Below are 14,422 nucleotides of genomic sequence, written 5' to 3' on the forward strand. Positions count from 1 at the left end.
TGGCAAAACATTATTGCTATATAGCAAAGGTAAGTATGGACAGTTTTGAAGGTATCAATGAGTTTGTTACGGTTGCTGAGAGCTTAGGTTTTTCTGCAGCGGCAAAACAGTTAGGTTGCAGTACCAGTCATGTCAGTCGCCAAGTCACAAGATTAGAAGAGCGATTAGGTGTCGCTTTGTTAGCCCGTTCGACAAGAATGATGAGTCTAACGGAAGCGGGGCAAGCGTATTATCAGCAGTGTAAAGAATTGGTGATTGGGCTTCAGCAAGCCAATGAACAGCTCACCACGCAGCAAACTCAGTTGAGTGGTACGTTACGCGTGAGTGCCGCTGGTGCGTTTTCTGAGAACCATGTAGCGCCTGCCTTGATGGCGTTTGCCAAGCAACATCCTAATCTCACGGTAGAAATCAACTTCAACACCAGCATGGTCAACTTTATTGAAGATGGCTTCGATTTCGCTATTCGTTACGGAAGGTTGAGTGATTCAGGCTTGGTTGCGAGAAAGCTGGTGGATCGTCCCATGGCAGCGGCAGCCAGTCAGCGTTATCTCGATGAACATGGTTTGCCAACGCACCCCGAGCAACTCAAGCGTCATAGCTGCATTATTGCCAACAAAGACGTTTGGTTGTTTGAAAAAGGCGGCAAGCCGTTAGATGGCGTAAAAGTGCAGGGCAGATGGAAGAGCAATAACGCACACACGGTCTTGCAAGCCTGTGCAGAAGGATTAGGTGTGGCGTACTTACCGAAGAGCAGTTTCAACGATGCTATTTCGTCTGGTCGTTTGGTGCCAATCCTAGAGCCCTATTGGGGAAGCGGCAACAGCAGCTGGATTGTTTATCAGAATCGTCACTTTCTACCACTACGAGCGCGATTGGCTATCGACTTCTTGCTTGATCATTTTGCCGATTGGCAGGAGTAATGAGGCTCTGCCAATCGGTTTGTTTATCCATTTGTTAGATCGTCAACATACTAACGTATCTACATGTTTTGATAGCTCGGTCCACCGCCACCTTCTGGTGCTTTCCACGTGATGTTTTGCGAAGGATCTTTGATGTCACAGGTTTTGCAATGCACGCAGTTGGCGGCATTTATCTGAAACTTCAACTTATTGTCCACTTCCACCACTTCGTAAACCCCAGCGGGGCAATAGCGCTGACTCGGTTCGTCATACATACCTAAATTAACATCAATTGGAATGTGAGGGTAAGTCAGAACAAGGTGACAAGGTTGATTCTCTTCGTGCTGTGTTCCCGACAAAAATACCGACGAAGGCTTATCAAAACTGATTTCACCATCTGGTTTTGGGTATGCAATTGGGTGGCACTCTTGTTTAGGTTTTAACTGCTCATGATCGTGCGAATAGTCCTTGATAGACCAAGGTAACGGCTTCTTAACCAGTGGTTGCCACAGGTTGTGTTCAAAAGTCGAAAGAGCACCGCCCAGTATGCTGCCAAACTTATGAATGTTCGCACCAAAGTTACGCGTTTCAGCGAGTTCGTCATACAACCATGATGATTCAAACAACGACTGGTAGTCTGGCTCAGAAGCTCCAGTTTGTCGGGCCGTATGTACCGCTTCTGCTGCAATGATTCCGGATTTCATTGCTGTGTGGCTGCCTTTAATTTTAGCAACGTTCAAAGTCCCCGCATCACAACCAATCAATAAACCGCCAGGGAATTGTTGTCTCGGCAGAGAGGAAAGCCCACCTTTCGCAATGGCTCTTGCGCCGTAAGCGATGCGCTGAGCACCTTTCAAATGTGGTTCAATAGCAGGATGGTGTTTAAAGCGTTGAAATTCGTCAAACGGACTCAAGTAAGGATTGCTGTAATTCAAGTCGACAATAAGCCCCACGGCGATTTGGTTGTTCTCCATGTGATAGAGAAAACCGCCGCCTGTGGTATTTGTTTCACTCAAGGGCCAGCCAGCGGAGTGGATAACACTGCCAGATACATCCTTACTGTCAGTGGGTAACTCCCATATCTCTTTTAGGCCAAGCGCGTAGTGCTGTGGTTGCTTTCCTGCGTCTAGGTCGAACCTTTGAATAAGTTCTTTACCCAGATGTCCGCGACAACCTTCAGCAAAAAGGGTGTATTTTGCCCTTAGCTCGATACCTGGTTCAAAGTTAGGTTTGGCCTGGCCGTTCTTATCTAGTCCCATATCGCTCGTGTTAATGCCTGTCACTGCGCCAGTCTGATCATAATTGATGCTTGCAGCGGCAAAGCCCGGAAAAACTTCCACCCCAAGATTTTCTGCTTGGTTAGCGAGCCAACGGCAAAGGTTGGCAAGGCTAATTACGTAATTATTCTCGCCATTTATCATTGGACGCGGTGTAAGGAAGTGGGGAACGCGAATATGGTTTTGTTCAGTAGTAAGATAAAGGAAATCATCTCGTTGAACTGAGGCTGCTAGCGGGGCGTCCATTTCTTTCCAATTGGGGAAAAGCTCATCTAAGGCACTAGTTTCAAAAACAGCGCCAGATAAAATATGTGCGCCCACTTCTGAGCCTTTTTCTACAACGCAAATTGAAAGTGCGTCATCTTCACTGTCTTGGTTGAGTTGAGCTAGTCGACAAGCTGCACTTAAGCCCGCAGGTCCGGCCCCCACGATCACGACATCAAACTCCATGCATTCTCGTTCCATCTCTATGCTTCCTTTCTATTATCGTCATCTGCGTGACAGGTTTTTGGTTTCTATACAGAAAACTATAGCTCAGTTGACGTTAACGTGAAGTGGACTAAGCTCAAGTAATGGATCTGACGTGTTATATGAGGCATGACCATGGAAGACCGACCATTAGCAACACTTGTGCTCGCAGAGCATGACAACCAATCGTTGGCTGTAGGGACGCTGTGTGCAATTAAAGCGGCATTTGAGATTAAGGATGATGATAAATCGCTTCCTGTTTCTGTGTTGCTTATTGGTTATCAGTGCCAATCAGTTTTGGATGAGTTGAATTGTGTTCAGGGTGTTGCAGAAATTATCTGGGTTGATGCGAAGGGATATGAACATGGATTAGCGGAAAATATCGCACCTTTGATCTCACAAGTAGCCAAAAACTACTCACACATTCTTTCTCCTGCCAGTACATTTGGTAAGAATGTGATGCCTCGTGTGGCGGCGTTGCTTAATGTTGGTCAACTTTCTGACGTGATGACAATCGAGTCTATCGATACGGTGATTCGTCCAATTTATGCTGGAAATGCATTGGTGAGAGTCACGTCGAATGATCCCTATAAAGTGATGACCATAAGAAGTACGGCTTTTGATGCCGCAGAGCTATCTGACACGCCAGTTGTCCCTAAGCTTACTCAAGTCGACACGGTGATTATCAATAAACTTAGTGAGTTTGTTTCGCAACAAACGCCAGAAAGTGAGCGACCAGAATTGCCAGCGGCTAGAGTAGTAGTGTCGGGTGGTCGTGCATTCGGGAGTAAAGAGAAGTTTGTTTTAGTAGAACAATTGGCTGACAAGCTAGGTGGAGCGGTAGGGGCGTCACGAGCGGCGGTCGATGCGGGCTATGTGTCTAATGACCATCAAGTCGGGCAAACCGGCAAAATTGTTGCACCGGAGTTATACATTGCCGTCGGAATTTCTGGCGCGATCCAGCATTTGGCGGGAATGAAAGATTCCAAGGTGATTGTTGCAATTAATAGCGATCCTGATGCGCCTATTTTTGACATTGCAGATTATGGATTGGTCGGCGATTTGTTTGTGGTAATGCCTGAGCTGTTAGAGAAGCTGTAGATATAGTCTTGTTCCCTAAAACAAAAGGCTTCCAAATTGGAAGCCTTTATCATTTGATTTTTATAAGTTACTTTTCGCTCGGACGTTGCAGGTGCTCTGCAAGTACTTTCGTAAACCTTGCAGCTTCACCACCAGTACAAGCGCGATGATCAAACGTTACGGATAGCGGCATTGCTTTCACCGAAATTGCCTGACCATTTCTTATCACAACTCGGTCGAGTATTCGGCCCGCGCCGACAATAGCGACTTGTGGCGGTGTGACGACAGGTGTCGCGTAAATACCGGCAATCGCGCCGAAGTTGGAAAGCGTAATCGTCGCGTGTTGCAATTGCTCACGACCGATTTTTCTCTCTCTGATCCCTTCAACGGTTTGATCGAGCCAACGACGAACATCTTGTGGCTCGTATTCATCTGCGTGGCGCAAGACTGGCACGTACAATCCATGACGGCTATCTACTGCAATTCCTACATTGACCGTTGTGTGTACACAGCGTGTCATGGTTTCGGCATCAAACCAAGCGTTTAAAGCGGGCTCTTCTTGACACGCATGAACAATCGCTTGAACAAGGCGGATACTGATATCTTCGTTTGGCAGCCAATCTTCCAACAATGCTTCTTCCGTAATGGTTACGGCAGCAACATGTTCGTGCGATTCGGTCATAGACGATACCATGGTACGTCGAGCGCCTTTCAAAACTTCGGTGCCTGGACGCTGTTTTCCGGCTTCGTCGTAAATATCGGCATCTACGATAAGTCCGTTCGGGCCACTACCTGACACAAGGTTAAGATCTACCCCAAGTTTTTGTGCCAACAAGCGAGCCGAAGGCAGGGCGGTAACGAGGTTACTTTCTGTCGTGTTGTGGTTGCCACCAATCCAGAAATCATCAACGTTAACATGATGCGCTTGGTGAGAAACGCTACCGACGACGGTTGCGGCGTCAGCAGTGGCTTTTTTCTCTGCCGTTACTTCTCTCCCGGCACATGTTTCATCAATCTCTAGCAGTAATGCACCAATATTGACGATTTCACCTTCCTCACCATGACGGCTGACCACACGGCCCGAATAGGGGGCAGGGACGTCGACCGTCGCTTTTGCTGTCTCTACGGTTAAGATCACTTGATCTAATTTAACCATGTCACCGACATTAACGTGCCATTTTACAATTTCTGATTCAGCGAGGCCTTCGCCGAGATCGGGTAAGTTAAACGTCTTCATTTCCAATCCTCCACGAGTTCGCGCGCTGCGGTCACAATGTCTTCTTTCTGAACCATGAAATAATCTTCGTTACGGTAATAAGGCATAATGGTGTCCATTCCAGTTACTCGTTTAGGTGGGGCTTTAAGTAAGCACATGGCGTGTTCAGCGGTTCGAGCTAATAGCTCAGATCCCACACCACAAGTTTTACTCGCTTCATGAACAACGAGTAAACGTCCAGTTTTTTCTAGTGAGCTGAAAATCGTCGCGGTATCAATTGGCTTAATACTCGCCAAATCAATCACCTCGACTTCAATTCCCTGACTAGACAAGGTTTGCGCGGCCTGAAGTGACTCTACGACGCATGCGCCCCAAGTAACGAGCGTGATATCTCGCCCCTTGCGTAAGGTGAAGCAGGTGTCGAGTGGGAGTGCTTCGCCGTTATCAACGACTTCAGATTTAACGGTGCGATATATGCGCTTCGGTTCGAAGAACATGACGGGATCATTGCTTCTAATTGCAGCGAGAAGTAAGCCGTATGCGCGTTGTGGAGAAGAAGGAATCACCACTTTAAATCCAGCAGTGTGAGCAAATAACGCTTCCACGCTTTCTGAGTGGTGTTCCGGAGCGTGGATACCGCCGCCAAATGGCGCACGGAAAACCGCGGGACAAGTGAGCCGACCGCGAGTTCTGTTACGCATTCGAGCCGCGTGGCACATTAAGTGCTCCATCGCAGGAAAAACGAAACCTTGAAACTGAAATTCGGCGACAGGTCGTAATCCTTGCGTTGCCATACCGACCGCAACCCCGCCGATTAAGGCTTCAGCGAGTGGCGTATCGATGACTCGTTTAAGACCAAACTCTTGCTTGAGTCCGACAGTGGCACGAAATACACCACCATTATCGCCCACGTCTTCACCTAATACGACAACATTGGGGTCTTGTTGCATTTCGTGGTGCAGGGCAAGGTTTACTGCTTCAACCAACGTTAGCTCAGCCATGTCTGCCTCCCTGCATTCTCATTGCCTTGTTGATGAGTTCATCTCTTTGTGCATGAAGCTCTTGAGGTAGCGATTCATACAAATAATCGAAACCGGTTTCTGGTGCTTGTGGCGGTAAGCTCAGATAGCGTTCAACAGCTAACTCTACTTGCTCTTTACAGTAATCTAGCCATTGCTGTTCTTGTTCGTCGCTCCAAGCGCCTTGATTAAGGAGATACGTTTTAAGACGTGCGATAGGTTCGTATTGCCATGCAGTTTGAACATCATCTTCTTTACGATAACGAGTCGCATCATCGGCCGTAGTGTGGTCACTCAGTCGGTAACTCACCGCTTCGATGAGTGTTGCGCCTTTCCCTTTTCTTGCTCTCTCAAGGGCGGTTTTAGTTGCATCATAAACGGCGACGACATCGTTACCATCGACAGTAATACCCGGTATACCTGCACCTTGCGCTTTTTCTGATAAGAAATCGGCGGCACATTGGAGACTACGCGGCACTGAAATTGCCCACTGGTTATTGTTTACGACGAAAACAAGTGGAATATTCCAAGTACCTGCGCAGTTTATTGACTCAAGAAAGTCCCCTTTGGATGTACCACCATCGCCGCACATGACTAGCGCAGCTTCATGGTTACCTTGAATTTTTAGCGCGGAAGCCACCCCGACAGCATGCGTACATTGCGTCGCTATGGGTACACAGTAGGGAAGGTCTCGGCTAGGAACCGGACTGCCTTCAGGAGCAAAATCACTCCCGCGCTCATCGCCACCCCAGTATTGAAGGTTCTTTTCCATGCCAATGCCACGACACCACATCGCAGGCATATCGCGGTAGTAAGGGACAAACACATCATCGGCTTTAAGTGCTCTGCCGACCGCAATGCCTATGGCTTCCGCGCCTAAGTGTGAGGGATAGGTCCCTAGCTTACCGGTGCGTTGCAAGGCAACTGCTTTGTTGTCGTAAGTGCGAGTTAATACCATATCTCGGTAAAACCCGACCAATGTTTCATTGTCAGCCCAGTTGGGTAGTTGGCCGACTAGGTCCCCACGATGGTCGATAAACCGATGCATGGGTAATGCCTGAACGTTCATCTCAAGCTCCTTTTGACGCTGCGGGTCTTTTGGACTGCAGCTGTTCATACAAAACCAGAGTTTGTATGGGTACTCAAACTCTGATATCAGCGCAAAGGCCATACCTAAGGTTGCGTGTGCTTTCGATAGCGGTAGGCATCTGTTCGTCCCTTAAACTATTTGTCGATAACATCGCTGCGACTATTTCACCGCAAGATACAGAGAAAGGCTTTTCTGTATCTAACCCTCTAACTAAATCGTGGTATAGCCAGATACAATAAGTGTAAACAAATTGTTAAATTATGCTTCATTTTGACTTTCGCTCAGTAGTAAAGTTTTGCTTACACCCTGATTTTGCAGAGTAATATGCTGCTATTTTGTTGGTGGTATTTTTAAACTCGAATTTAATTACTGGCTAATGAAACATATTTGCAACAAAATTTGGCTGTAAAATTTGACAAAGTGAGTCATTATTAATGAATCAACTCAAACAGTTGCTATATGATGAATTGCAAATTTTTGTTGTGCTCGAAGCCTCGACCTTATGAGAATGCATAACTTCTTCCCAACTGAGTGGAATCAAGGTAGGGTGACGGCATTACAAATGTATACCCTCGGCAGTCCTTGAGCTTATCCAAAGTAGGTGGTGCTCAAGCGGAAGTGATTATGGAGAAGTTATGTACCACGCTCATGTTTATTTTCCCCTAAGAGAACAAGATAAAGCGCAAGCCTTGAACGAGATCATCCGTCAAGAGCGTCAAGATGTGCTGCGTGTGTTTCCATTAGTTGGAAGGTTAGTTGGCCCACACAAGATGCCGATGTTTGAAATTCACCTAGAATCATTGAGTGAAGAGTTCTTGGCGTGGCTTGATACGATTCGAGGCGATTTTTCTGTGCTTATTCACCCAGTAAGCGAAGAAGAGTTGCTCGATCACACAGAACGCGCGATTTGGTTGGGCAGAGAGATTGGTGTATTTGAAGAAAAGTTAGAGAAATAGTTGCTCTTCTCGCCCATGCATGACCGCTTTGAATCCTTCTCTTCTCATTGCGGTCGCAGCTTCTGCTTAACGCCTCATCTTCATTGATGGGTGCGGAATCCCTCTCTTACGCTTTGCTGTAGTTATTTTTGTGCTAAACCTAAAAGTAGGCTTTCGAACTTCACGCACAAAGCGTGAAAATGTTGCTGTTTAGCATGCCATTAAATGAATTTTGGTGGTAATAAAATAATAAATCTTTGATAAATCAAATAGGTATAGCAGGGAAGTGCAGTTTACGACCCCAACGCCATTGGCAGTGGCGCCGATAATTTATGAGGGGGAAGGGTATGTTTTCAATACTCTTGGTTATACTTGCACTCTATATATTTTGGCTGTTGTTTCGCAACGGGCCTGCGTTTGCCGGGCGTACCGCTCAAAAAAAACGTGACTGGGTTGGGCCTACCGCCAACAAAGAAGAGTGGCGAGGATTTTGTACGGATGTATTTCAGCCGTTCAGTTCTCAAACGACTTTCTACGCCATTGCTTATTTTGCCAATTACGTAGCAGCAGCGAACGCAATATCTTGGTCAACGATATACGAAGGCGATTATCCGGTCATCATAAGCCGATTTGGTAGCTACTTCATTTTAAGCACGCATGATGCACTGGTCGTAGCTGGGTTTATTGCGCTTGCTTTCTTTATCATTAATTGGCAACTTGCCATGCGCTGCTCTGGTATTCTTAGCCAGTATCTAGTGCGGATTCTTATTATTAATCAAAAGCGCTTTGTCGCGATTAGCTTGGTGTTTTGCAGCTACTTTTCGTACCTACTGACGCTTGGTATATTCTGGCTGTTCCATGATGGGTATTCAATCTGGCATGGATTAATGCTTAGCCCTGTATTCCTGCTGTTAGCTTTATTGGTAGCGGTTGTTGTGCCATCTGCAAAAAGAGAAAATAGTGTACCTAAGTAATCCCGAGATGGTTTGTTCAGCGGGAATAGTTTGGCTTGTAGACTAGGTAGTGATGTAAAGGACTAGCGAGTCTAAATCACGAAGTGGCAACAAAGTATACGAGCCGAGATCTTTACTTCATCAGGTATTTTTGGGGCGTTTACTTAAGCAAGGTAGGCTGCACTTTTAACTCGATCAGATTATCACGTTCTGGTTTAGCCTTATCAAATGACAAAATAAAGCTGCAATTCGATAACCCTAGACAAGATGATATGTCTTCGTAAAAGGGTGAAGTGTTCGTACTGGGAACTTAGAATTAAAAAACGCGGCCAAAGAATAGCCGCGTTTATTAGAATAAGAGATTTAACTTTCTGTAACAGGTTCAGAGGCTTGTTCAGCGCTTGAATCCACAGCTTTTACAAGTAGTAGACCAACACCTCCGACGATGGCACCACATAGAATAAACACTAAGCGCCCCCATACTGGGTTAGGTAGCAGAGCCATAAACATGACACCTATACCTGCGACCGCGATAAGTTTACCCAGCATTTGACGTTGCTTGTTATCGAGTTTTTTCTGTGCCACTGATTCCGCTACAAGAGGCGTTGATAGGTTTTCAAAGAACTTATCGACATCTGCTTGACGTTTGTCAGTTAGAGGCTTGTAGAATAGAGTCGACAACATGAAGAAGCCACCAGTTAGCGTCATGTGTCCGATTAGACCTATTGCTACTTTCACATCAGACCATTCTCGGCTAGTCAACTCCTCAAGGCCAAACGCCGATGACACCATATCAGCTGTGATAACAAACCCAACAAGGTAGGAAACGATGCCACCCACGACTAGAGTTCCCCAACCGGCCCAGTCTGGAGTTTTCTTGATAAAGAAGCCTAAAAACGCTGGAATTGTCATTGGGAATCCGATGAGCGCACCAACGTACATCATAGTGTCGAATAGACTCAGACCTTTTAGAGAGTTTATAAACTGCGCGATTAGAATAATTGCAACGCCAAATACCGCCGATGTTGCTTTAGAAACTGCGACGAGCTCTTTCTCTGATGCTTGGCCTTTACGAACGATCGGTTCATAAAAGTTCTTTACGAAAATACCTGAATTGCGGTTAAGACCAGAGTCCATAGAGGACATCGTAGCAGCAAACATTGCAGCGACCAGAAGTCCAACCATACCTGCTGGCATGTATTCTTGAACGAAGTATAGGTACGCGAAGTCGCCTGCTTTGTTACCAGCATCTGGATAAGCTGCCGCTAAATCAACACCTTGGCCTGCAATATACCAAGAAGGCATGAACCAAATGAAAACTCCACCCAGCATCAATACACATGCTAGCAAAGCTGCTTTTTTTGCATTTTTAGAGTCTTTTGCAGCTAGGTAACGGTAAGAGTTCAACATATTGTTTGTAATAGAGAACTGCTTAACGAAGATAAAGAACGCCCAAATACTAAAGATGCTTAAGTAGTTCAGGTTGTTACCTGCAACAAAGCTGCCACTTTCTGCGACTGGGAAGTTAGAGATAATTTCAGTAACGCCACCACCTTGAACAATAGCAACGGCTGCACATGTGATCGTTACCGCCATGATGATGACCATTTGCATGAAATCGGAGGCGATAACCGCCCAAGAGCCGCCAGTTACCGACATCGCAAGTACAACTAAACCGGTAATCCAGATGGTTGCTGTCATATCAAAACCAAAAATACCTGAAGCTATAATAGCAAGGGCGTTAAGCCATACACCTGCAGAGACAACACTGTTTGGCATCGAAGACCAAGTAAATACTTGTTCGTTTGTTGTACCAAAACGCATACGAATGGCTTCTATGACAGTTACGACGCGTAACTGACGAAATTTCGGTGCAAAGTAAGCGAAGTTCATGAAGTAACCAAACGCGTTTGCAAGGAAAATAATAGCGACAGCAAAACCGTCATTGTAGGCTTTACCAGCGGCGCCAGTAAATGTCCAAGCAGAGAATTGAGTCATAAACGCCGTTGCTCCAACCATCCACCAAAGCATGTTGCCGCCACCTCGGAAGTAGTCGCTTGTAGTACTAGTAAAAGTTCTGAACATCCAACCTATTGCGATTAAGAATAGAAAATAGATGCCCACAATGAGAGTATTGAGTTCCATCTTTAGACCTTTGAAGTAGTTTATTGTCCTAAGTAATAGTAACGTTCGCTCCTCTTATTTGTAGTACAATAACTCAAAACCGTGACCAGTAAGGCGTAATAAACCCTTTAATTAATCATACAAGTGATCGGTGTCAGATATTGCTTTTCTCTGAAGCTGCTAAAAGTGTCGAGTTTAGGTATGGGTTCTATGAATATACTTATAAAGAATCTTAAGTCCTCTAATAAGAATGGACGCGGATTTATGCATATCTGGCAGAGGGATATAACATCGATTGATGTAGGATTGTTAAAAAAAAGCCCATGCAAGCCTGTACTGCATGGGCCAAACGGTACTAGTACCGCGAGCTGTCGGCTGAAGTTCGCAACAGCGGCTTTACATGATTACTAACCACTGCAGATGACGTTCGAGGGGACATCACCTGAATTCGGTTGTTTATGTAACGCTGCTAGATCTTCGACAATCATTGCGCACATGCAATGCTAAGCTCTCTAAAATGTAGTTATGATATGGAGCAACTAATCAGTTTACACTCGCTCTGATGTTGGCAAGTGACAATGGCTATTCGCTGCATTTTGCTAACGTCGCCTCCATTAATGATATTGTATTATTAATTAAGGTAAATGCTGATGATACCAAATTGTGACAGAGAACATGTTTAGCAAATAGGCCTGTGATCTGGATGATTACAGGCTAAGCCGGTAAAGGGGCCCGACTGTCGCTTTTGTCTGAGGTGCGATACGGGTTTGTTGAACTAATAGTAACTCTGCAGTTGCAATTGCATCTGCAAGTGCATTATGGCCGTTGTAAGCGGGTAACCCGTAACGTTCCCTTGTCGCTGCTAGAGTCACATCTGATTCATCGGAAGCATTGATAGCTCTTTGTAACCTTTTTTCTATTCGCAAGGTGTCTATCCAAATGAGCGGCAACTCTTTTATGTTGAAAACTCGCTGTAAATATTGATTAATAAAGCTAGTTTCGACTATACATCCGTGCGCAACAATAACTTTGTTTTCTGCTGCTTTAAAGAATGTCCGCATTGCTTCATGAATAGAGATTCCATCAGTCAGCATTTGTTGGGTAATATGGTTAACAACTATGGTTTCGGGCTTAATTTTTGAGTCGCTATGTACATAAAGGTGTTGACTTGTTGCTAAGTCAATATGGCCTTGTCGAATCTCTACCCAGCCCATGGAAAGAATGACTTCTTCCTCACTGTCTAAGCCAGTTGTTTCAAGATCTAGAACGATGAACTCAGTGTCAAAAGCTCGTTGATTTACGTCCAGATTTGGCGAGCGAAGCAGCTTTTTAAGATAAAGAGGGATGTGCTTCTTTTTACAGTGCTTTTGTCTCTGACGATTTTTTCGTGTCAATGGATGAAAGTACTCAAGTAAGCGCTTCATTATCGGCTCCCAAAACGGAGTTTGGCGACTTCTTGTAGATCTGCAATAATGCGGAACGCGTCTTTTAAATGTTGACGTTCAAAACTACCGAACGTATTGGGGTCAATGTGGTTATTTGGCTCATCTCCACTTTTTAGTGCTTCTAATTGATGGGCAAATCGAAACGACAAGATGAATTGATATGCGTTTATTATATTTTTGTACGCGTCATGGCTGAGCAGCCCTTTTTCGTTGGCTGCTTTAAAACGCTCATCAGTTGCAGTGAGGTCACATTCAACTGCAAGACCATAAATCCTTGCAAGATCAATGATTAGATTAATCGCGTATTTTTTTACGTCGAGCGTTTTCTTGTTCTCTCCCGATTTTTGTAACACTAGGCTATTGAATATTCCTAGCGGTGGGTTTGTTTTCACCGCATCGTTAACTAACATCGTAAGGAATTCTCTATTAGCGTTGATGTTAGAGTGAAGCTCATCGCGAAGTATCTGTTCAAAGTCTTTGTTTCCATAAACGGTTCGGATTTCTAAAAAGACACTGATATTGAGGAGGCGCTCGTATTCAGGATTTGCCACCCATTTCTTATAGTACTTTTTCCAAACAGAGAGAGGCTGGCACCATTTAGGGGTCGCTGCCATAAATTTCCCTGGACACAATGGATAGTTACATTTATTCAGACCATTACTTACTATCATTGCTAAATGTTTGAAGTAGATACGGTCGTTATCTGTTGCAGAATCATCTAATACGATGGCGCTATCTTGATCTGACAGCATATGTACTTCTTGGCGAGCATGAGAGCCTGCCACAATCCAAGAGAAGTCACAGGGAGGTGTTCCCAACTTATCAATGGCTATTTGTATTAACCTACGAGTGTACGCATCCATAATCATGGTCATCACTTTACCAATGATTTCTGGTGAAACCCGTCCTTCGACTAATGCTTCAAAAATAGCTTGGCGCTCAGACGTAAAACTAGACAACGCTTTGACACTGCCAGCATATTTGATCTTTTCAATTAAAAATATTGCTTGGACTCGATGGTTTTGAACCAAGTGCGTTGTTGTCAAAACGCCAACGACGTTATTGTCTTTAACTAGGGGTAAATTTCTTATGTTGTGCTGCATCATAATGGAGGCTGCGTGCAGAACTAAATCGTCAGGATGAATTGTTTTAGGATCAGGCGACATGACTTCGACGACTGGTGTTGAGATGCTTAATCCTTTGGCGATGACTCGCTTTGTCATATCTCGGTCGGTAATCAGTCCAACTATTTTATTATCACGATAAACGACAGCGCAGGGAGAGCACTTATCGATCATCTCGTTGGCGACTGACTGAATGGATTGCTCAGCGGTTACAATTGCAACTCGACCACTAGCAACTTCCTCTACACGCCGAATAAACAACCCTTTTTCTTTGTTAGACCACACGACATCTAATGCTGACTTTAGCCGTACCTGAGCTTGTGATGCAAAATGTTCAGCACATTCAGGATGAGAAGTGCACAACTTTTTCAGCGCAGCATTTGGAATTACATAAACTAATGAATTTTCGATTGCAATTGCTTTGTATTCTTTTCCGCTTTCGACTTCGTTACCAAGAAAAGTGAAGCCAAACAAATCTTCCGGACCAAGTTTAGCTCTCAATATGCCATCAGATTTACGCTGTTCGATAGAGCCAGTTCTAATAATATAAAGTGACTTTTCGTTCTTAGAAGAATACTGATCAACAACATCCCCCTTGCTTAAATAAGTGATCTTAACAGATGAAGCAAGCTCGCGAAGTGCACCTTTAGGTACCTTGTCAAACGGATCAATCTGGCTGATAAACTGTATGATATTTGGCAGTAGCGAGTCGGTCATAACACAACATTCTCAAAATACATTTGTATTACTATATATCAAAATATTGATGGTGTGCCATAAAGAATTGGAGGA

General features: G+C 44.9%; 12 protein-coding genes. 5 read left to right on the forward strand and 7 right to left on the reverse strand.

Annotated elements, in window-relative coordinates:
* Positions 1-35 precede the first annotated feature (35 nt).
* Positions 36-920 carry a LysR family transcriptional regulator gene (locus tag R7Q48_RS16100; RefSeq protein ID WP_318132378.1) on the forward strand — a complete coding sequence of 295 codons (885 nt, stop codon included), beginning with the start codon at positions 36-38 and terminating at the stop codon, positions 918-920.
* A 59-nt stretch (positions 921-979) separates the two neighbouring features.
* On the opposite strand, the gene R7Q48_RS16105 is transcribed toward R7Q48_RS16100, so the two are convergent.
* Entirely contained in the window at positions 980-2,641 is a 1,662-nt protein-coding gene (locus R7Q48_RS16105; RefSeq protein WP_213911987.1) for an electron transfer flavoprotein-ubiquinone oxidoreductase, read from the reverse strand.
* Positions 2,642-2,779: 138 nt separating this feature from the next.
* On the opposite strand from R7Q48_RS16105, the gene R7Q48_RS16110 reads away from it, so the two are divergent.
* The gene (locus tag R7Q48_RS16110; RefSeq protein WP_213911986.1) at positions 2,780-3,745 is read left to right on the forward strand and encodes an electron transfer flavoprotein subunit alpha/FixB family protein; all 966 of its coding nucleotides are present in this window, start codon (positions 2,780-2,782) and stop codon (positions 3,743-3,745) included.
* 67 nt (positions 3,746-3,812) lie between these two features.
* Here R7Q48_RS16110 and R7Q48_RS16115 read toward each other — a convergent pair whose 3' ends face one another.
* From R7Q48_RS16115 to pdhA, 3 genes are read right to left on the reverse strand one after another with little or no spacing between them, the layout of a single operon-like run.
* Positions 3,813-4,961, reverse strand: coding sequence for a dihydrolipoamide acetyltransferase family protein (locus R7Q48_RS16115; RefSeq protein ID WP_318132379.1), 1,149 nt, complete (start codon positions 4,959-4,961; stop codon positions 3,813-3,815).
* The gene (locus R7Q48_RS16120; protein ID WP_042521051.1) at positions 4,958-5,941 is read right to left on the reverse strand and encodes an alpha-ketoacid dehydrogenase subunit beta; all 984 of its coding nucleotides are present in this window, start codon (positions 5,939-5,941) and stop codon (positions 4,958-4,960) included. The genes R7Q48_RS16115 and R7Q48_RS16120 overlap by 4 nt, the downstream gene beginning before the upstream one ends.
* Positions 5,934-7,028 (reverse strand): pyruvate dehydrogenase (acetyl-transferring) E1 component subunit alpha, encoded by a 1,095-nt coding sequence (pdhA, locus tag R7Q48_RS16125; protein WP_213911985.1) that lies wholly within the window; start codon positions 7,026-7,028, stop codon positions 5,934-5,936. Before pdhA ends, R7Q48_RS16120 begins: the two co-directional genes overlap by 8 nt.
* 65 nt (positions 7,029-7,093) lie before the next feature.
* On the opposite strand from pdhA, the gene R7Q48_RS16130 reads away from it, so the two are divergent.
* From R7Q48_RS16130 to R7Q48_RS16140, 3 genes are all read left to right on the forward strand, one after another.
* Entirely contained in the window at positions 7,094-7,288 is a 195-nt protein-coding gene (locus tag R7Q48_RS16130) for a hypothetical protein (protein WP_127891143.1), read from the forward strand.
* A 396-nt stretch (positions 7,289-7,684) separates the two neighbouring features.
* On the forward strand, positions 7,685-8,005 hold the full coding sequence (locus R7Q48_RS16135) for a DOPA 4,5-dioxygenase family protein (RefSeq protein ID WP_005375836.1): 321 nt from the start codon (positions 7,685-7,687) through the stop codon (positions 8,003-8,005).
* Between the two features lie 326 nt (positions 8,006-8,331).
* Entirely contained in the window at positions 8,332-8,958 is a 627-nt protein-coding gene (locus tag R7Q48_RS16140; protein ID WP_154203902.1) for a hypothetical protein, read from the forward strand.
* 342 nt (positions 8,959-9,300) lie between these two features.
* Here the strand turns inward: R7Q48_RS16140 and R7Q48_RS16145 are convergent, their stop codons facing one another.
* The 3 genes from R7Q48_RS16145 to R7Q48_RS16155 form a co-directional block, all read right to left on the reverse strand.
* A complete protein-coding gene (locus R7Q48_RS16145) occupies positions 9,301-11,082 on the reverse strand; it encodes a sodium:solute symporter family transporter (RefSeq protein ID WP_017634233.1) in 1,782 nt (593 codons plus the stop codon).
* A 686-nt stretch (positions 11,083-11,768) separates the two neighbouring features.
* Positions 11,769-12,485: a 3'-5' exonuclease gene (locus R7Q48_RS16150; protein ID WP_005388533.1), complete on the reverse strand. Its 717-nt coding sequence runs from the start codon at positions 12,483-12,485 to the stop codon at positions 11,769-11,771.
* Positions 12,485-14,347, reverse strand: a complete 1,863-nt coding sequence (locus R7Q48_RS16155; RefSeq protein WP_053307762.1) for a putative nucleotidyltransferase substrate binding domain-containing protein — start codon at positions 14,345-14,347, stop codon at positions 12,485-12,487. The genes R7Q48_RS16150 and R7Q48_RS16155 overlap by 1 nt, the downstream gene beginning before the upstream one ends.
* Positions 14,348-14,422: the final 75 nt, after the last annotated feature.

The organism is Vibrio sp. 378 (genome assembly GCF_033339435.1).